This window comes from Streptacidiphilus sp. ASG 303 (genome assembly GCF_020991365.1).
Lineage (GTDB): Bacteria > Actinomycetota > Actinomycetes > Streptomycetales > Streptomycetaceae > Peterkaempfera.
In genome coordinates this window covers 333711-352149 of record NZ_JAJLRA010000005.1, presented here as the reverse complement: position 1 = coordinate 352149, position 18439 = coordinate 333711, and the positions used below count along the sequence as shown (strand labels likewise).

General features: G+C 77.1%; 10 protein-coding genes. 5 read left to right on the top strand and 5 right to left on the bottom strand.

The genetic code is table 11. The features are described 5' to 3' along the window. Positions 1-657 precede the first annotated feature (657 nt). Entirely contained in the window at positions 658-1800 is a 1143-nt protein-coding gene (locus LO771_RS10280; protein ID WP_230650112.1) for a mechanosensitive ion channel family protein, read from the bottom strand. 310 nt (positions 1801-2110) lie between these two features. On the opposite strand from LO771_RS10280, the gene LO771_RS10275 reads away from it, so the two are divergent. Further along, on the top strand, positions 2111-2773 hold the full coding sequence (locus LO771_RS10275; protein WP_230650111.1) for an HNH endonuclease: 663 nt from the start codon (positions 2111-2113) through the stop codon (positions 2771-2773). A 132-nt stretch (positions 2774-2905) separates the two neighbouring features. On the opposite strand, the gene LO771_RS10270 is transcribed toward LO771_RS10275, so the two are convergent. Next, positions 2906-7201: a beta-N-acetylglucosaminidase domain-containing protein gene (locus tag LO771_RS10270; RefSeq protein WP_230650108.1), complete on the bottom strand. Its 4296-nt coding sequence runs from the start codon at positions 7199-7201 to the stop codon at positions 2906-2908. Positions 7202-7571: 370 nt separating this feature from the next. On the opposite strand from LO771_RS10270, the gene malQ reads away from it, so the two are divergent. Together malQ and LO771_RS10260 are read left to right on the top strand one after the other, a co-directional pair. Continuing rightward, entirely contained in the window at positions 7572-9794 is a 2223-nt protein-coding gene (gene malQ / locus LO771_RS10265; protein ID WP_374228123.1) for a 4-alpha-glucanotransferase, read from the top strand. A 56-nt stretch (positions 9795-9850) separates the two neighbouring features. Beyond that, on the top strand, positions 9851-10084 hold the full coding sequence (locus LO771_RS10260) for a hypothetical protein (protein ID WP_230650105.1): 234 nt from the start codon (positions 9851-9853) through the stop codon (positions 10082-10084). A gap of 202 nt (positions 10085-10286) precedes the next feature. Here LO771_RS10260 and LO771_RS10255 read toward each other — a convergent pair whose 3' ends face one another. Beyond that, complete coding sequence (locus LO771_RS10255; protein WP_230650102.1) at positions 10287-11333, bottom strand: asparaginase; 1047 nt, start codon at positions 11331-11333, stop codon at positions 10287-10289. Between the two features lie 84 nt (positions 11334-11417). Between LO771_RS10255 and LO771_RS10250 the strand changes: the two genes are divergently transcribed. Continuing rightward, positions 11418-11870: an Lrp/AsnC family transcriptional regulator gene (locus tag LO771_RS10250; protein ID WP_230650100.1), complete on the top strand. Its 453-nt coding sequence runs from the start codon at positions 11418-11420 to the stop codon at positions 11868-11870. 232 nt (positions 11871-12102) lie between these two features. Here the strand turns inward: LO771_RS10250 and pepN (LO771_RS10245) are convergent, their stop codons facing one another. Further along, complete coding sequence (pepN, locus tag LO771_RS10245; protein ID WP_230650097.1) at positions 12103-14691, bottom strand: aminopeptidase N; 2589 nt, start codon at positions 14689-14691, stop codon at positions 12103-12105. Between the two features lie 159 nt (positions 14692-14850). Beyond that, positions 14851-17466, bottom strand: a complete 2616-nt coding sequence (gene pepN, locus LO771_RS10240; RefSeq protein WP_230650095.1) for an aminopeptidase N — start codon at positions 17464-17466, stop codon at positions 14851-14853. A gap of 291 nt (positions 17467-17757) precedes the next feature. On the opposite strand from pepN (LO771_RS10240), the gene LO771_RS10235 reads away from it, so the two are divergent. Beyond that, a complete protein-coding gene (locus LO771_RS10235) occupies positions 17758-18423 on the top strand; it encodes a DsbA family protein (protein ID WP_230650092.1) in 666 nt (221 codons plus the stop codon). Positions 18424-18439: the final 16 nt, after the last annotated feature.

Here is an 18439-nt window from a genome sequence, read left to right as displayed (position 1 = left end):
CCGCCCCGTCCGCCCTGCCCCGCCAGCCGCCGGAGGCTCCCCGTGACCACCCGGCGACGCACGGTGAAAATGTGCCGCGGGTCACACTCGCTGACTCTCCGTCACGCATCGCGTGCGGAGGGTGCGGAAAATGCGGGGAGAAGGCATTCGGGAGCGCATTCACCGCTACCCAACGTCATGGATTCTTCAGGATTGAACATATGACCAGGAAGGTCGGTTTGACGGGGGACCGTCAGCAGTGAAGGATCTCCGTTGTGCCGCCCGCCGGACCAGTCCGGAAGCGGCACGAGGAGTGCGGACGGTCGTACGGGAAAGCCCCTCGGGCCCCCGGCCGCGTGTATCCCCGGGCAGTTTCCGGCCTGCCCGGTGACAGCGCGGTAAATACGGCAGACCGCATATCCGGGAACCGGCGCGGCGGAACCCGGGAAAGGGGTGGATACGGCTGCCGCCGCCGCTCCGCACTCCGACCGGTCGCGCGGCGGTCCAGTTCCGGGCCCGCCGCACGGCCGGCGCGGCGCCGACCGGGGGGCCGGGCGGCGCCGCACGCCTCCCCGCTCGCATCGAGCGGACAGCACGCGGCCCCGGACCCCTCCACGGGGTCCGGGGCCGCGTCGCACGCCTCCGCACGCCTCCGCGCGCCTCTCGGGCCGGCCGGGCTCAGCCCTTGCCCGCCTCCTGGCCCGCGGACGACTCCGCGCGCGGCACGGGGGCGTCCCCCGCGGGCACCGCCTCCGTGACCGCCACCGCCGCCGCCGCTGCGGCGGCCCCGTCCGCCGCGTCCGCCGCCGGCACCGCGGTCACGCCCTCGTCCTTGAGCCGGATGCCCGCCGCGTCGAAGGCCGCCTTCAACCGCGCCCGCAGCGTGCGGCCGACCAGGCCCGCCCGGCCCGGCATGGTGCGGGCCTCCACCCGCAGCACCACCGAGTCGGCGGCCACCTCCTCCACGCCCAGCACCTGCACGGGCTCCCAGAGCATCTCGTCCCACGGCGCGGACTTCGCCATCTCCTCCGCCGTCGCCAGGATGACCGCCTGCACCCGGTCCAGGTCCTCGCGGTAGCCGACCTGCACGTCCACCGCGGCGGTCGACCAGCCCTGGCTCATGTTGGCGATCCGCTTCACCTCGCCGTTGCGGACGTACCAGATCTCGCCCCCGGCGCCGCGCAGCTTGGTCACCCGCAGGCCCACCTCCAGCACGGTGCCGCTGGCCACGCCCGCGTCGATCTCGTCGCCGACGCCGTACTGGTCCTCCAGGATCATGAAGACGCCGGAGAGGAAGTCGGTGACCAGGTTCCGGGCGCCGAAGCCGATGGCGACGCCCGCCACGCCGGCGCTGGCCAGCAGCGGGGCGAGGTTGACCCCCAGGGCGGACAGCACCATCAGCGCCGCGGTGCCGAGGATGGTGAAGGACGCCACGCTCCGCAGCACCGAGCCGATCGCCTCGGACCGCTGCCGCCGCCGCTCGGCGTTGACCAGCAGCCCGCCCAGGCGCCCGGCGCCCGCGGCGCTCTCCTCGGCGCCCCGCGTCATCCGCGCGATCAGCTGCGTGATCATCTTGCGGACCACGGCCCGCAGCACCAGGGCCAGGACCACGATGAAGATGATCTTCACGCCGCCCGCGACCCAGCCCTGCCAGTTCTGGTCCACCCAGCTCGCCGCCTGGTCGGCGCTCTGCTGGACCTGGGTCAGGCTGGGGGAGGTGTTGCCGAGCGGCCCGCCGGAGGAGGGGCTCGGGGACGGGGACGGGGACGGGGACGGACCGGCGCCTGCGGCGAGAAGGCCGGCGCTACCGGACGGTGGCACGGTGGAGACCCTTCGGTTCGGGGGCGTTGGGACCCCTCACCCTACCGGCGCAGCCCGCACCGCCCGCCCGGACCGGGACGCTCGGTGAGCGTCCGGGTGCGGAACGGCGCCGGTCGGGGGCGATCGGGGGTGAACCGGGCCGCCCCGCGGGGCATACCGCCTGTGGGAGAACACACACCTGGTCCGTTACACGGGATTGGTGGCGCCGTGGCCAGGCATGCGGCGACACTGAGGGGAGATCGCGCAGCGATGCGCGACACCCGCTCGTCCCGGCGCGAGCCACGCGCCGTAGGCGTACAAGGAGGCATCCGTGCCGCATGTCCTCGTCCTCAACGCGTCGTACGAGCCGCTCGGCGTCGTCTCGATGCGCCGCGCGCTCATCCTCGTCCTCAACAACAAGGCCGTCAGCCTGGAGGACTCGGGGATCACCCTGCACAGCGCCACCAGCGCCGTCACGGCGCCGTCCGTCGTCCGGCTGACCCGCTTCGTGCGGGTCCCTTTTCGAGGTCCCGTCCCGCTGACCCGCCGCGCGCTCTTCGCCCGCGACAACGGCCGGTGCGTCTACTGCGGGGCCGCCGCCACCAGCGTGGACCACGTGGTCCCGCGCAGCCGCGGCGGCCAGCACCGCTGGGACAACGTGGTGGCGGCCTGCCGCCGCTGCAACCACGTCAAGAGCGACCGCCACCTCTCCGAACTCGGGTGGCGGATGAAGCGACCACCCGCGCCACCCACGGGCCTCGCCTGGCGCATCATCGGCACCGGGCACCGGGACCCGAGGTGGCGCCCCTACCTGGAGCCGTACGGCGGCCGCGAGCAGTTCGACGCGCCCGACCGCCCCGGCCTCCCCGACCGACCCGACCTCCCCGGCCTCGCCGACCCCTCCGGCCGGCCGGCCGTCCCCCTCGACCGCTCCCCCCACGGGCGGACCCTCCACGACCACCGCGGCGAGCCCGCACAGCAGCTCTCCGCCTGACCCGCTGCCGTCCCCCCGCCCGGCGGGTCACGGCACGGCACGCCTCATGGGCCGGCGGCGCGTCCCCGACGGACGCGCCGCCGGCCCTCCGCGTTCCGGCCCGGTCCCGGTCCCGGGCTGCACCCCCGGCCGCTACGGCGTCCGCGGCAGCTCCGTCGCCTCCGGCGACGGCGCGTCCGCGTCCGGCGACACGGAGGCGAACGGCGAGGCGGGGACGGACGGCGTGGCCGCGGCGTACGGGGGCGCGGGCACCGCCGGGGGAGCGCCGTCCCGCTCCGGGGCGGCCGGCTCCCGGCCGGCCGGCGCCGCGGCCCCGTACACCTCCACCGAGGAGAGCGAGCAGCCGAACCGGTTGGCGGCCAGCACCCCCTGGACCCGTACGAAGCGGGCGTCCGAGGCGTCCAGCCGCACGGTCTCGGTGCCGCCGTGGCCGTCCTCCACCGAGGCGGCGGTGGTCCAGGAGACACCGTCGGGCGAGGTCTCCACCCGGTAGGCGACCGCGTAGGCGTTCTGCCAGCGGAGGACGGCGTCGTCCTGCCAGTGCAGCACCACCGAGCCGAGCCGGGCGGCCTGCGGCAGCTCCAGCTGCAGCCAGGAGTCGTCGCCGCCGGAGGAGGCCCAGCGGGTCGCGGGGTCGCCGTCGACGGCGGCCGAGGCCGGGTGGCCGTCGCGGTCGCCGGACGAGGTGGCCGCGGCGCCGCGGGCCAGGTCCGGGCCGGAGACCGGTGGCACCACCCTGACCTGCAGCTCCTCGCGCACCGTGCGGCCGTCCGCGGTGAACTCCACCGGCACCCGGTACACCCCGCTCGGCGTGTCCGCCGCGGCGGACACCGCCAGCGGCACGGCCAGCCGGCCGCCGCGCGGCACCGTCACGGTGGCCGGCGCGGAGGCGGTCAGCCCCTTCGCCCCGGCCGGGAGCCGCACGGTGAAGCGCCCGGAGGCCGCACCGGCCCGGGTCGCGCTCAGGACGGCGCCCGCCGTGGCCGGCCGCGGGTCGCCCGCCACCACGTCGAGCGCGCTGCGGGACACCTCCAGCCGGGCGACGGGCGTGTCCGCGTACCAGGGCACGATCTCGTTGACGACCGGCGCCTCGCTGCCGTCGGTCCAGGTCAGCCGGACCGCGTCGGCGCGCTCGCCCCCGGCGGCCAGCTCGGTGTAGCCCGGCCGCAGCGACCCCAGCCGGGTCCAGGCGCCGCCCGGCCGCCGCACCTCGACCTCGGCCTCCGCCCGGACGGAGGGGTCGGTGAGCACCGAGACCCGGTCCAGCGGGCGGTCGGCGCCGAGCTCCACCACCAGCCGGCGGTCGGCGGGGGTCGGGGCCGCGGCCGCCCGGTAGGCGGTGTCCGGGTCGCCGTCGACGGCGGCCGAGGCGGGGGAGCCGGGCACGGCGGGCGGGCCGCCGTCGGCGGTCGGCTCGCCTGCGCCGGGCGCCGTCACCGTGAACTCGCGGACCGCCACCGTCGCCTCCTGGCCCTCGGTGGCGCGCAGCCGCACGTAGCGGGCGACGGTCCCCGGCGGCAGCGCCGCCGAGACGGTGCGGGCGTCCGAGACCTCCGTGACCCGGTGCCAGCCGCCGTCGCCGTTGGAGTACTCCAGCACCGCGTGGTGCAGGTAGCCCTCGTCCACGTCCTCCCCGGCGGCCGAGTCGGCGTCCGCGTCGGAGGACGGGTCGCCGGACGGGTCGCCGCCCGGACCTGCGGCCGCGCCACCGGACGGGCCGGCGGAGGGGGCCGCCGCGCTTCCGTCCGCGCCCCCGTCCGGGTCCGCGGAGCCCATCCGGACCGTGATCCGCCCCACCGGCCGGTCCGACCCCAGGTCCACGCCCACCGAGTCGTCCCGCTGGGGCGGCGCGTCGCTCCAGAAGAAGGTGTCCGGGTCGTCGTCGGTCATCATCGCCGCGCCGTGGCCGGGCTCCGGGCCCATGGTGGTGGTGGCCCGGCCGCCCGCACCGCCCGTGCCCGCCCACGCGTCGCCGGTCCGCAGCACCCGCCTGAGGAACGGGTCCAGCACCCCGGCGCCGACCGTGGCCGACCCGCGGGCGATCCCCGCCGTCAGGCCGCGCAGCTCCAGGCGGGCCCGCCAGGCCGCCGCGCCGTCCCCGCCGCGCTGCGCCAGCAGCATGTCCACGGCCGCCCGCCCGGCGCGGCCGTAGCGGGCGAGCTGCTCCAGCCACGGCCCGGCCTCGTCGGCGAGCGCGCCGCCCGCCACCGGCCGCAGCGCCTGCGGGGCCCGCTCCATGGCGCCGAAGGCGTCGCGCAGCGCCCCGGCCGCCCGTGCCAGCTCCGCGTCGCCGCCGTTCCGCGCCGGCGCCTGCGGCCCGGCGGCGGCCTTCCCGGCGGCGGCCTTCCCCCCGGGGGCCCGCCCGCCGACGGCCCTCCCCGCGGCGCCGGCCCTCCCGCCGCCGGGCCGCCGCTCGTCCGACGCGGCGACGGTGGGCTCCAGGGCGGCCCAGAAGCGCTGCAGCAGCGGCTGCAGGTACGCCGACTCCCGCCCGTCCAGCGGCGAGGAGGCGCTGTTGGCCGCCAGGGTCCGCAGCGCGTCGCCGGCCGCCGCCCCCGAGCCGTCGGCCAGGGTCCGCAGCGCGCCGCGCCACGAGGCCGCCGGGTCGTACCCGGCGGGGTTCCAGGCGTAGTCCGCGGCGGTGGACAGGGCGATCCGGGAGGCGACGGGCTGCTCCATCGCGTTCACCAGCAGCGCCGCCGAGCCGGTGGCCACGCCCGCCTCGCGGCCGGTGTACGGGCCCAGGTAGAGCCGGTCCTCGGACCAGTCGTTGACCGGGTAGTTGTCCATGGTGACCAGCGGGTGCGCCAGGACGGCCGCGGTCTCCCGCAGCTGGTCCGCGCCGATCCGCCGCGGCACGACGCCGACGCCCGTCCACGCCACCTGCACGGACGGCGGCAGCTCCTTCGCCAACGCCCTGCGGTACGGCGTCGCGCCGACCTGGTGGTACTCGGTCGGCATCACCGTCAGCGGCGCCGCCCCCTGCCCGCCGTGCGCCGCCGCGAGGCCGTCCAGCACCCGCCGCACCAGCCGGCCCTGCGCCCGGGCCGCCGCCTCCGGGCCGGTCCCGTAGGCGGAGCGGTCGGCGCGGCAGTGCCACTCGTCGTACGACACGTCCGGGAACTGCAGCTGGAACGACCGGAAGCCCAGGCCCCACAGCGACTCCAGCTTGGCGACGAGCGCCCGCACGTCGTCGTCGGAGGTGTAGCAGAGGGACTGGCCGGGCGCGAGGGCGTACCCGGGCACCACGTGGTTGCGGGCGGCGCGCTCCGTGAGCGCGCGCAGCTCCGCGGCGCGGGCCGCCGGGTAGGGCTCGCGCCAGCGGGAGACCCGGTAGGGGTCGTCGCCCGGCGCGTAGAGGAAGGCGTTCTGCTTGGTGCGGCCCAGGAAGTCGATCTCGGAGAGCCGCTGCTCGGCCGTCCACGGCTGCCCGTAGAAGCCCTCGACGGTGCCCCGCACCCCCGTTGACGGCCAGTCGCGGACGGTGACGCCCGGCAGGCCGCGCCCGGTGCCCCCGTCCCGGCCGCCGGAGGGGACCGCGGTCACCAGCTGGCGCAGGGTCTGGGCGGCGTGGAAGGTGCCCTCGGCGTCGACGCCGGCGAGGACCACGGCGCCGTGGGAGCCGCCGCCGGGCAGGGGCAGGCGGCCCGCCGACAGCACGTAGCCCCCCGCGGGCAGCCCGGCGGGGGACGGCGCCTGCGTGTCGGGGCGGCCCGCGGCCGCGGCCAGTTCGCGCAGCGTCCGGTCGGTCGCGCCGTCGGCGCCCTCGGCCGTGCCGCCGACCAGCACGGTCAGCCCGCCCGCGACGGGGGCGGGCGCCTGCGGCACCACGCGGACGTCCCGGGCCCCGGCCCCGAGCAGCACCTCCCGCACCGCGTCCACGGCACCGGGGTCGGCCGCGGGCGCGGCGACCAGCACGACCCGGCGGGGCACCGGCACCGCCTGCCCGCCGGCCCGCACGTCCTGCGGGCGGGGCAGGACCTCGGGGACGGCCGGCGCGGTGTGGCCCTCGCCGGTGACCACCGCCGCGCCGTCGGCGGCGACGGCCGCCGCGCCGCCGTCCCGCCCGGCCGCGGCGGCGGGCTGGGCCCCCGCCACCAGGCCGCCCACGACGGCGGCCGCCGACAGGGCGGCGGTGGCGCGCAGGGTGGCCCGTCGGCCGCCCGCGCGGGAGCGGGGGAGGGGCCGGCCGGGCGCGGTCGCGGCACGCTCCGCGCGGACCTCCTCCAGCAGCGGGTCGGTGCCCTTGAGGTCCGCGATGAGCCGGTCGGCGGTGAGCGGCGCGATCCGGCGCGCGGTACGGGCGGTGGTGCGGCGGGCGGCGAGCGCCGCGGGGTGGTGGACCACGTCGCGCAGGACGGCGCTGCGCTCCAGTCGGCGGCGGAGCTGGACCCCGGCCGCGGCGGGCACCGAGAGGCGGGTCTCCACGGGTCCTCCTACCAGCGGGTCGTCCGGCGGCCGGTGAACCCGGCCACGGCTGACCCCGCGGCCTCGCGGGCCGCGTACGCGCCGTGCGGATTCGGCACGAGCCCACCATTCGGACGGCGGGGGTGTCAACGTCTCCGGCACGTATGCCCGTTTTGTCGCCACCGATCGACCGGCCGCGCCGCCCGCCCCGCCCCGGCCGCGCCGCCCGCCCCGGCCCCCGGCGGGCCCGGGCCGCTCCCGGCCGTTGGACCGGAGCGGCGAAGAAGCGCCGGCGGCGGGCGCGCCGGAGTGCCGCAGGCGGGCGGGCGGGGTAGGTGTCTTCCCGTCACCCGTTCCCGCACGGCGTCGCCGACCCCCGAGGAGCCCGACGTTGTCCGCATCCCTGGACAGTGCAGCAGCAGGCAGTGCAGCAGCCGACGGGGCGGCGTCCGCCGGCCCCGGCGCCCCGCCGCCCGACGGTGCGCTCGCCGAACTGGCCGCCGCCCACCGGGTCGACACGGAGTACGACCCCGGCAGCGGCCCGGTCGCGGTCTCCCGGGACACCCTGGTCGCCGTCCTCGCCGCGCTCGGCGTCGACGCCTCCACCCCCGAGGCCGTGCGCGCCGCCCTCGAGGAGCACCGTCGCCGCGCCGCCGCCCGCCTGCTGCCGCCGTGCGTGGTCGCCCGCGCGGGCCGCCAGGTGTCGGTGGCCGTGCCCGCCGGGGCCGAGCTGTGGGTGGAGCTGGAGGACGGCGGCGTCCGCCGGGTCGCGGCCGGCGCGGGCACCCCCGCCCGGGTGCTGCCGCCCGACCTGCCGCTGGGCCGCCACACCCTGCACGCCCGGCTGCCCGACCGCACGGCCGCCGCCCCGCTCGTCGTCGCACCCGCCCGCCTGGAGCCGCTCCCCGGCCGCAGCTGGGGCTTCCTGGTGCAGCTCTACTCGGTGCTCTCGGAGCGCTCCTGGGGCATGGGCGACCTCGCCGACCTCGCGGACCTCGCGCAGTGGTCCGGCCACGCGCTGGGCGCCGGGTTCGTCCAGGTCAACCCGCTCCACGCCGCCCTGCCGGGCACCCCCTCCGACCCCTCGCCGTACCGACCGTCCTCGCGCCGGTTCCCCGACCCCGTGCACGTCCGGCCCGAGGCGGTGCCGGAGTACGCGTACCTGCCGCCGAAGGAGCGGGAGCGGGCCGACCGGCTCGCCGCCCGCGGCGCCGCGCTGCGCGACGCGGTCCTGCTCGAGGAGGGCCTCGTCGACCGCGACGCCGTCTGGGAGCTGAAGCGGGAGGCCCTGGAGCTGGTCCACCGGGTGCCGCGCCCCGTCGGCCGCGAGGCCGCCTACCGGGCGTTCCTCGCCCGCGAGGGCGGCCGCCTGGAGGACTACGCCACCTGGTGCGCCCTCGCCGCCCTGCACGGCGGCGACTGGCACCGCTGGCCGCAGGAGCTGCGCGACCCCGCGGGCCCGGCCGTGGCCCGTGCCCGGGAGGAGCACGCCGAGGCCGTCGAGTTCCACCGCTGGCTGTGCTGGGTGGTCGACGACCAGCTCGCCGCCGCCCAGGACGCCGCCGCCGGCGCCGGGATGCCGGTCGGCCTCGTCCACGACCTCGCCGTCGGCGCGCACCCCGACGGCGCCGACGCCTGGGCCCTGCAGCGGGTCCTCGCCGAGGGCATCTCGGTCGGCGCCCCGCCGGACGCCTTCAACGCCCACGGCCAGGACTGGGGCCTGCCCCCGTGGCGGCCCGACGCCCTCGCCGAGGCCGGCTACGCCCCCTACGCCGACCTGCTGCGCGGCGTCCTGCGGCACGCCGGGGCGCTGCGCATCGACCACGTCATGGGCCTGTTCCGGCTCTGGTGGGTGCCCGCGGGCCTGCCGCCGACGCAGGGCACCTACGTCCGGTACGACAGCGAGGCGATGCTCGGCGTGCTCGCCCTGGAGGCGCACCGGGCGGGCGCCGCCGTCATCGGCGAGGACCTCGGCACCGTCGAGCCGGGCGTGCGCGAGGAGCTGGCCGACCGGGGCGTGCTCGGCACCTCCGTGCTGTGGTTCGAGCGCGACTACGCGCCGGACGGCTCCGGCGGCCCGCTGCCGCCCGAGCGGTGGCGCGAGCAGTGCCTGGCCACCCTCACCACCCACGACCTGCCGTCGACCGCCGCCCGCCTCTCCGGCGAGCACGTGGAGCTGCGCCACCGCCTCGGGCTGCTCGCCCGGCCGCTGGAGGAGGAGCAGGCCGCGGACGACGAGGAGCGCGAGGAGTGGCTGGGCGAGCTCGCCCGCGAGGGCCTGCTCTCCGTGCCGCCGTACGGGGAGGGGCCGGCCGCGGACGAGGACGCGCCCGGCACCGGCCCCCACCTCCCCGACGCCGTCGCCGCGCTCCACCGCTACCTGCTGCGGACCCCGGCGAAGCTGCTGGGCGTCTGGCTGCCGGACACCCTCGGCGACCCGCGTCCGCAGAACCTGCCGGGCACCTGGGACCAGTACCCCAACTGGCGGCTGCCCGTCGCCGACGCCGCCGGACGGCCCGTGACGCTGGAGCAGCTGGCGGCCGCGCCCCGCACCGCCGAGCTGGCCGCGGTCATGGCGGGGCTGCGCGGCGGCGGGGACGGGGGGACACGCTGAGCCGCGGGGCGACCCCGGCGCGCGGCGCCGGCCGCGAGGGGTCTACCTTTAGGGGCGTGGACAAGAGGAATGCCCTGCGTGCCGGTGCGGTCTCGGCCGTCGCCACGCTGATGATGCTGATGTCGTCCCCCGCCTTTGCGAACATCCGGGACGACGGCGACGACCCGGGCAGCGGCCTGAGCGTCGTCGAGACCGTGGGCCTGTACGTGGTCATCCCGGTGGTGGCGTTCCTGGTGATCGCCGGCCTCGTGATGCTCCCGTCGGTCAGCGGCCGCAAGAAGCGGTCCTGACGGACCGCGACGACTGCGGCGGAGCGCCGCCGGGCACCCGCCCGGCGGCGCTCCGCCGCATCCGCGTCCGCCCGTGCGGGGCGGCCCGAACCGCGCTGTCCCGAGCCGCGCTGTCCTGAATTGGGCTGTCCTGAACCGGGCTGACCCGGACCGGACCGCCTGCACCGGACCGCCCGTCCGGGCCCCGCACCGGCCCGCCCGCTCAGGCGGCCCGCCCGGCCCCCTCGGCCTCCGCCGCGGCCCCGGTCCCGGCCTGCGCCGGTCCGACGAGGCCGCGCAGCACCTCGGTCCGCCGCTGCGCCCCGTCCTCCGCGAGGAGCGCCGCGAGCACCGCGATCCGGGCCTGCCCGGCACGGAGCGTGCCGGTGAGGACGGCGCCCGCCGCCGCGAGGTCGACCGCCCCGCCGCCGGTGTAGAGCGGGACGACCGGACCGGCCGGCACCCGCGTGGTGACCGCCACCAGCACGCCCGCCCGCACCGCGCGGGCCACCGCCTCCGCGAACTCCGGGGTGGCGTTCCCCGCACCCGTCCCCACCAGCACCAGGCCCTGCGCCCCGGCGGACACCGCCGCCTCCAGGAGCAGCGGGTCGGCGTCGCTGTGGTGCATCACGATGTCCACCCGGGGCGCGGCCGCGTCCGCCGGGGGCAGCGGCAGCCGCGTCCGGCGCTGCGCCGGCGGCAGGGGGCTCACCGCACCGAAGCCGACCTTGCCCAGCGGGGTCCCTGACGGGTCGCAGAACGCGTCCGCCGCCACGGTGTGCGCCTTCACGGTGCCCCGGGCGGCGTGCACCATCCCGTCGAAGACCACCAGCACGCCCGCGCCGCGCGCCCGCGAGGCCGTCAGCAGCGCGTCGTGGAGGTTGCCCGCGGCGTCGCCGTCGGCGTCGTCCAGCGGGCGCTGGGCCCCGGTCAGCACCACCGGGCGCGGGTCGTCGTGGTGGAGGTCCAGCAGGAAGGCCGTCTCCTCCAGGGTGTCGGTGCCGTGGGTGACCACGACGCCGTCGACCCCGGGGTCCGCCAGCGCCTCGTGCACGGCCCGCACCACCGCGAGCTGGTGGGCGGTGGTCAGCCGCGGGCTGTTGACGGTGAAGAGGTCGACGACGCGCACGGCGACGCCGTCCGGCACCGGGGCGGAGGAGAGCACCTCCTGCCCGGGGGCCTCGGCGGCGTACCCGGTGCCCTGCCACCGGCTGGCGATGGTGCCGCCGGTGCTCACGACGACGACGGTCTTCTGGTCCACGTGTTCCACATGGGCAAGAATATCCGTTTCCTCCTGGCATAGGCTTGCGGGAGGAGCCCCCTGCGGGCCCGCAGCGTGGCAGAAGGGTGCGTCGTGGACGCGATCGACAGAAGGATCCTGCGCGAGCTCCAGGCCGACGGGCGGCTGACCAACCAGGAGCTCGCCCACCGGGTGGGGCTGTCGCCGTCCCCGTGCCTGCGCCGGGTGCGCCGGCTGGAGGAGTCCGGGGTGATCCGCGGCTACCGCGCGGAGGTGGACCCGGCGGCGGTGGGGCGGGGCTTCGAGCTCTTCGTCACCGTGGAGGTGCGGCGCGACCGCGAGGCGGTGGAGGCCTTCGAGGCGGAGGTGGCGGCCATCCCGGAGGTCGTCGAGGCGTACCGGCTCTACGGGGCGCCGGGCTGCCTCCTGCGGATCGCGGTCGCCGACAGCGACGCCTTCGAGCGGTTCTGGATCGAGCGGCTGACGGCCCTGCCGGGCGTCCACGAGGTCAACTCGCAGATGATCATGAAGCGGATCAAGGAGCCCTCCGGCATGCCGGTGGACTGAACCGGTCCGGCCCGGCCCGGCCTGTCCTGATCCGCGCCGGACCACCCGCGCACGCCGGACGCCCCGCCCCGGGGCCGCCCTGGCCGCCCTGGCCGTCCCGGCCTCCCGCACCGCCCGGCCCGCACGCCGGAGGGGCGGGAGCACGCACCGTGCTCCCGCCCCTCCGGATGCGCCCGCAGCCCGCAGGCCGCAGCCCGAGCGGGCCCGCGGACCGAGCCCGCGGACCGACGCGTCAGCGCCCGCCGGCCGCCCGGTCGGCGGCCTGCGCCCGCAGCGCCCGCTCCACCCCGGCCCGGGACTCCACCACCATGCGCCGCAGCGCCGGCGCCGGCTCGGCGGAGGCCAGCCAGGCGTCGGTGGCGTCCAGCGTGGCCTGCTCCACCTGCAGCGACGGGTACAGGCCCACGATGATCTGCTGGGCGATCTCGTGCGACCGGGACGCGAAGACGTCCTTCGCCACGGCGAAGTACCGCTCGGTGTACGGGGCCAGCAGCTCCCGCTGGTCGGTCTGGACGAAGCCGCCGATCACCGCCTCCTGCACCGCGTTCGGCAGGGTGTCGGACTCGACGACCGAGGCCCAGGCCTCCGCCTTCGCCTCCGCGGTCGGGCGCGAGGCCCGGCAGGTGGCGGCGTAGCGCTCGCCCGCGGCCGTCCGGTCGCGCTCCAGCTCCGCCTCGACCGCCTTGTCGTCGGCGGTGCCGGTGGCGGCGAGCCGCTGGAGGAGCGCCCAGCGCAGCTCGGTGTCGACGGTGAGGCCGTCCACCGTCTGCGACCCGTCGAGCAGCCCGGCCAGCAGTGCCAGGTGCTCCTCGGAGCGGGCGACGGCGGCCAGGGCCCGCGCCCACGCGAGCTGGTGGTCGCCGCCGGGGGCGGCGGCGCGCAGCTGCTCCTCGCAGGCCGCGGCCCAGCGGGCGAGGCCCTCCTCGCGCCACGCGGGGTCGGCGTACAGGTCCAGCGCCAGCTTCACCTGCCGCTGCACGGTCTGCACCACGCCGATGTCGGACTCGCGGCCGAGGCCGGAGAGCGCCAGCGCCAGGTAGTCCCGGGTCGGCATCTCGCCGTCGCGGGTCATGTCCCAGGCGGAGGCCCAGCACAGGGCGCGCGGCAGGGAGTCGGCGAAGTCGCCCAGGTGCGCGGTGACGGCCGCCAGCGACTCGGCGTCGAGACGGACCTTGGCGTACGACAGGTCGTCGTCGTTGAGCAGGAAGACCGCGGGCCGGGCGCGGCCGGCGAGCTGCGGGACCTCGGTGCGGGCGCCGTCCACGTCCAGCTCGACGCGGTCGGTGCGGACCAGCCGCCCGTCCTGGAGCTCGTAGCAGCCGACCGCGATGCGGTGCGGGCGCAGCACGGCCTCGCCGCGGGCGCCGGCGGGCAGGGCCGGGGCCTCCTGGAGCACGGCGAAGGAGGCGACGGTGCCGTCCTCGGCGAGGGTGACCTCCGGGCGCAGGACGTTGATGCCCGCGGTCTCCAGCCACGCCTTCGACCAGGCCTTCAGGTCGCGGCCGGAGGTCTCCTCCAGGGCGCCGAGCAGGTCGGTGAGGCGGGTGTTGCCCCAGGCGTGGCTGCGGAAGTACGCCTGCACGCCGCGGAAGAACTCGTCCTTGCCGACGTACGCCACCAGCTGCTTGAGCACCGAGGCGCCCTTGGCGTAGGTGATGCCGTCGAAGTTGACCTGGACGTCCTCCAGGTCGTTGATCTCCGCCATGATCGGGTGGGTGGACGGCAGCTGGTCCTGCCGGTACGCCCAGGTCTTCATGGAGTTGGCGAAGGTGGTCCAGGCGTGCGGCCAGCGGCTGCCCTCCGCCTCGGCCTGGCAGATGATCGAGGTGAAGGTGGCGAACGACTCGTTCAGCCACAGGTCGTTCCACCACTCCATGGTGACCAGGTCGCCGAACCACATGTGGGCCAGCTCGTGGAGGACCGTCTCCGCGCGCAGCTCGTAGGCCGCGTCGGTGACCTTGGAGCGGAAGACGTACTGGTCGCGGATGGTGACGGCGCCCGCGTTCTCCATCGCGCCGGCGTTGAACTCCGGCACGAAGAGCTGGTCGTACTTGGCGAACGGGTACGGGTGGTCGAACTTCTCCTCGAAGTAGGCGAAGCCCTGCTTCGTCACCTCGAAGATCTGGTCCGCGTCGAGGAACTCGCGCAGCGAGGGGCGGCAGTACACGCCCAGCGGCACCGTCCGGCCGCCGTCCTCGTAGGCGTCGAAGACGCCGACGTAGGGGCCCGCGATCAGGGCGGTGATGTACGAGGAGATCCGCGGGGTGGGCTCGAACGCCCACACCTGGGTGCCCTCGGCCGCGCCGGGGGACGGCTCCGGCGTCGGCGCGTTCGAGACCACGGCCCAGCCGGCCGGGGCGGTCACCGTGAAGCGGAAGGACGCCTTGAGGTCCGGCTGCTCGAAGGAGGCGAAGACGCGCCGGGCGTCCGGGACCTCGAACTGCGTGTAGAGGTAGGTCTCGCCGTCCACCGGGTCGACGAAGCGGTGCAGGCCCTCGCCGGTGTTGGTGTAGGCGCAGTCCGCGACCACCCGCAGCTCGTTCTCGGCGGCCAGCGACGGCAGCGCGATCCGGCTGTCGGCGAAGACCTCCGCCGGGTCGAGCGCGGTGCCGTTGAGCACCACCTCGTGGACGGCCGGGGCCACCAGGTCGATGAAGCTCGACGCCCCGGGCTCGCGGGAGGTGAACCGGACCACGGTGGTGGACCGGTAGGTGCCCCCGTCCCGGGCCCCGCCCAGGTCGAGCTCGATGTCGTAGGCGTCCACGTGGAGGAGCTGGGCCCGGGTGCGGGCCTCCTCACGGGTCAGGTTGGTGCCAGGCACGTCGCGTGACTCCTTCGTCGTCGTTCCCGGGCATCCTCCCACGCGGGCCCCGCCCGGCCGGGCCCCGCGCCTCCGCCCTCCGCGAACGCGTCCGGCCGCCCCGCCCGCCCGGCCCGCGCTGCGGGGACCGGGCACGCGGGGCGGCCGGGGCGGGTGCGCCTATGCGGCGGCCGCGTCGCACTCCTGGGCGCGCAGGGCGCGGGCCAGGTCGTCGCGGGCCTCCAGGACCAGGCGGCGCAGCGCCGGGGCGGCGTCCGGGCGGCCCTCCAGCCACGCGTCTGCGGCGGCCAGCGTCTGCGGCGTGGTCTGCAGCCGGGGGAAGAGGCCGCTGACGATGCGCAGGGCGATCTCGATCGTCCGCTTCTCCCAGACGTCCTCCAGGACGGCGAAGTACCGCTCCGCGTAGGGCGCCGTCAGCTCGCGCTGCCCCGCCTGCTGGAAGCCGCCGATCTGGGCCTCCACCAGGGCGTTCGGCAGCTCGTCGGACTCCACGACGGAGCGCCACGCCTCGGCCTTGGCCTCCGCCGTGGGGCGGGAGGCCAGGGCGTGGAGCTGCAGCCGGCGGCCGCTGGCGGTGTCGTCGCGCTGCAGTTCCGCGGCGAGGTCGGCCGCGGTCGCCGCGCCCGCGGCGGCCAGCGTCTGCCACAGCGTCCAGCGCAGCTCCTGGTCGACGTCGAGGCCGTCGACCGCCTGCGTGCCGTCGAGGAGGCCGCGGACCAGCCGCAGGTGCTCGGGGGAGGCGGCGACCCGGGCGAGGAACCGGGCCCAGGCCAGCTGGTGGTCGCCGCCGGGGGCGGCGGCGCGCAGTTCCCGCACGGCGCCGTCGGCGAGCTGCCGCCCGGCCTCCTCGCGGTGCTCCGGGGCGACGTACACGTCCAGCGCCGTCGCGGCCTGCTGGTGCAGCGACTGCAGCACGCCGATGTCCGACTCGCGCCCGGCGAAGCGCAGCACCAGGGCCAGGTACTCGCGGGCGGGCAGCACGCCGTCGCGGGTCATGTTCCACACCGCGGACCAGGCCAGGGCCCGGGCCAGCGGCTCGGCGACGTCGCCGAGGCCCTCGCGCAGGGCCGCGAGCGAGGCGTCGTCGAAGCGGACCTTGCAGTACGTCAGGTCGTCGTCGTTGACCAGGACCAGCTCCGGGCGCGGCTGCCCGGCCAGCTCGGCGACGACGGTCCGGGCGCCGGTGACGTCGAGCTCGGCGCGGGCGGTGCGGACCAGGGCGCCGGAGGCGTCGCGGCCGTAGAGGCCGACGGCAACCCGGTGCGGGCGCAGCCCGGGGTGGGAGGCGGCGGCCTCCTGGACGACGGCCAGCTCGGTGATCCGGCCGTCGCCGTCCACCGCGACCTCGGGGGTGAGGGTGTTGACGCCGGCCGTCTGCAGCCAGGCCCGGGCCCACTCCGCCATGGCGTCGGCGCCCCGCCCGGAGGTCTCGCCGAGGACCGCGAGCAGGTCGCCGAGCACGGTGTTGCCGAAGGCGTGCCGCCGGAAGTAGCGCCGCGCGCCCTCGAAGAAGGCGTCCCGGCCGACGTACGCCACCAGCTGCTTGAGCACGGAGGCGCCCTTGGCGTAGGTGATGCCGTCGAAGTTGAGCTTGGCGTCCTCCAGGTCCCGGATGTCGGCGGTGACCGGGTGGGTGGTGGGCAGCTGGTCCTGCCGGTACGCCCACGCCTTGCGCCGGTTGGCGAAGGTGGTCCAGCCGGCCTGGTACCGGGTGGCCTCCACCAGCGCGAAGGTGCCCATGAAGTCGGCGAAGGACTCCTTGAGCCACAGGTCGTCCCACCACTGCATGGTGACGAGGTCGCCGAACCACATGTGCGCCATCTCGTGCAGCACCACGGTGGCGCGGCCCTCGTACGCGGCCTCGGTGACCTTCGAGCGGAAGACGTACTCCTCGCGGAAGGTGACGCAGCCGGGGTTCTCCATGGCGCCGAGGTTGTACTCGGGCACGAACGCCTGGTCGTACTTGCCGAAGGGGTAGGGGTAGTCGAACACGTCGTGGAAGAAGTCCAGGCCCTGCTTGGTCACGGCGAAGACCTCGTCGGCGTCGAAGTGCTTCGCCAGCGACCGGCGGCACAGGGCGCCCAGCGGGATCTCCAGGACGGTGCCGTCCGGCAGCTCGCGCCGGTAGTGGTCGCGCTCCACGTGGTAGGGGCCGGCGACGACGGCGGTGATGTAGGTGGAGATCGGCAGGGTCGGGGCGAACCGCCAGGTCCGCAGGCCCTCCCCGTCGGGCCCGCCGTCCTCGGGGTCGCCCTCGGGGGCCGAGTTGGAGAACACCTCCCACCGGGCCGGCGCGGTCACGGAGAAGGTGAAGGGCGCCTTGAGGTCGGGCTGCTCGAAGGTCGCGAAGACCCGGCGGGCGTCGGCCGGCTCGTACTGGGTGTAGAGGTAGGTCTCGCCGTCCACCGGGTCGGTGAAGCGGTGCAGGCCCTCGCCGGTGCGGCTGTAGGCGCACTCGGCCTCCACCGTCAGCTCGTTGGCCTCCGCCAGGCCCTCCACCGCGATCCGGGAGCCGTCGAAGACCTCGGCCGGGTCCAGCGCGCGGCCGTTGAGGACGACGGAGTGCACGGCGGGGGCGAGCAGGTCGAGGAAGGTCCCGGCGCCCGGCTCGGAGCAGCGGAACCGCACCGTCGTGCGGGAGCGGAACGTCCCCGCCGTCCCGTCGTCCACCGGCACGGCGGCGGAGCGCAGGTCGAGGTGGACGTCGTACGCGTCCACCGTCAGGATCCGGGCCCGCTCGCGGGCCTCCTCGCGGGTCAGGTTTCGTCCCGGCACTGCGGTACTCCCTCGTCCGTGTGCGGCTTGTCCGGCTTGCGGCGGTCAGGTGAGGTCTGGGCAGGTCGCGACCGGTGGGCCGCCCTCCCGCATCCTCCCACGCGGCCCCCTTCCCGGTGGTGCCCCCGGCTCCGGCACCGCCCCCGCCTCCCCCGGGGGGCCGCCCGCCGCGCCCGGGAGCGGCCCGCTGCCGCCGCCGGGTCCCGGGCCGGGTCCCGCGGCCGGGGAATGGTCCGCGGGCGTGCCGCGTTGGGCGTCCTGGACACCGCCGTGCCGACGAGGATGGGAACCGTGACCGCAGAGACCGCGCACACCGCCGAGACCGCAGAGACCGCAGACGGGGCCACGACCGCCGACTTCTGGTTCGACCCGCTCTGCCCCTGGGCGTGGATCACCTCCCGCTGGATGCTGGAGGTGGAGCAGGTGCGCCCGGTGCGCACCCGCTGGCACGTGATGAGCCTCGCCGTGCTCAACGAGGGCCGCGACCTGCCCGAGCAGTACCGGTCGTTCCTGGACGAGGCGTGGGGCCCGGTCCGGGTCTGCATCGCCGCCGCGGCGCAGCACGGCGACGACGTGCTCGGCCCGCTGTACACGGCGCTGGGCACCCGCTTCCACCACCAGGGCCTGCCGCGCGACCGCGCGACGATCGAGGACGCCCTGGAGGAGGCGGGCCTGCCCCGCGAGCTGGCCGCCGCGGCCGACGGCGACGCATACGACGAGGCGCTGCGGGCCTCCCACAAGGAGGGCATCACCCTGGTCGGCGAGGACGTCGGCACCCCGGTCATCGCGGTGCCCGGCGCCGACGGCGAGCAGATCGCCTTCTTCGGCCCGGTGGTGACGCCGGTGCCGCGCGGCGAGGCCGCCGGCCGGCTGTGGGACGGCACGCTCCTGGTCGCCGGCACCCCCGGCTTCTACGAGATCAAGCGCACCCGGACCGTGGGCCCCTCCTTCGAGTGACCCCCGTCCTCCCGTG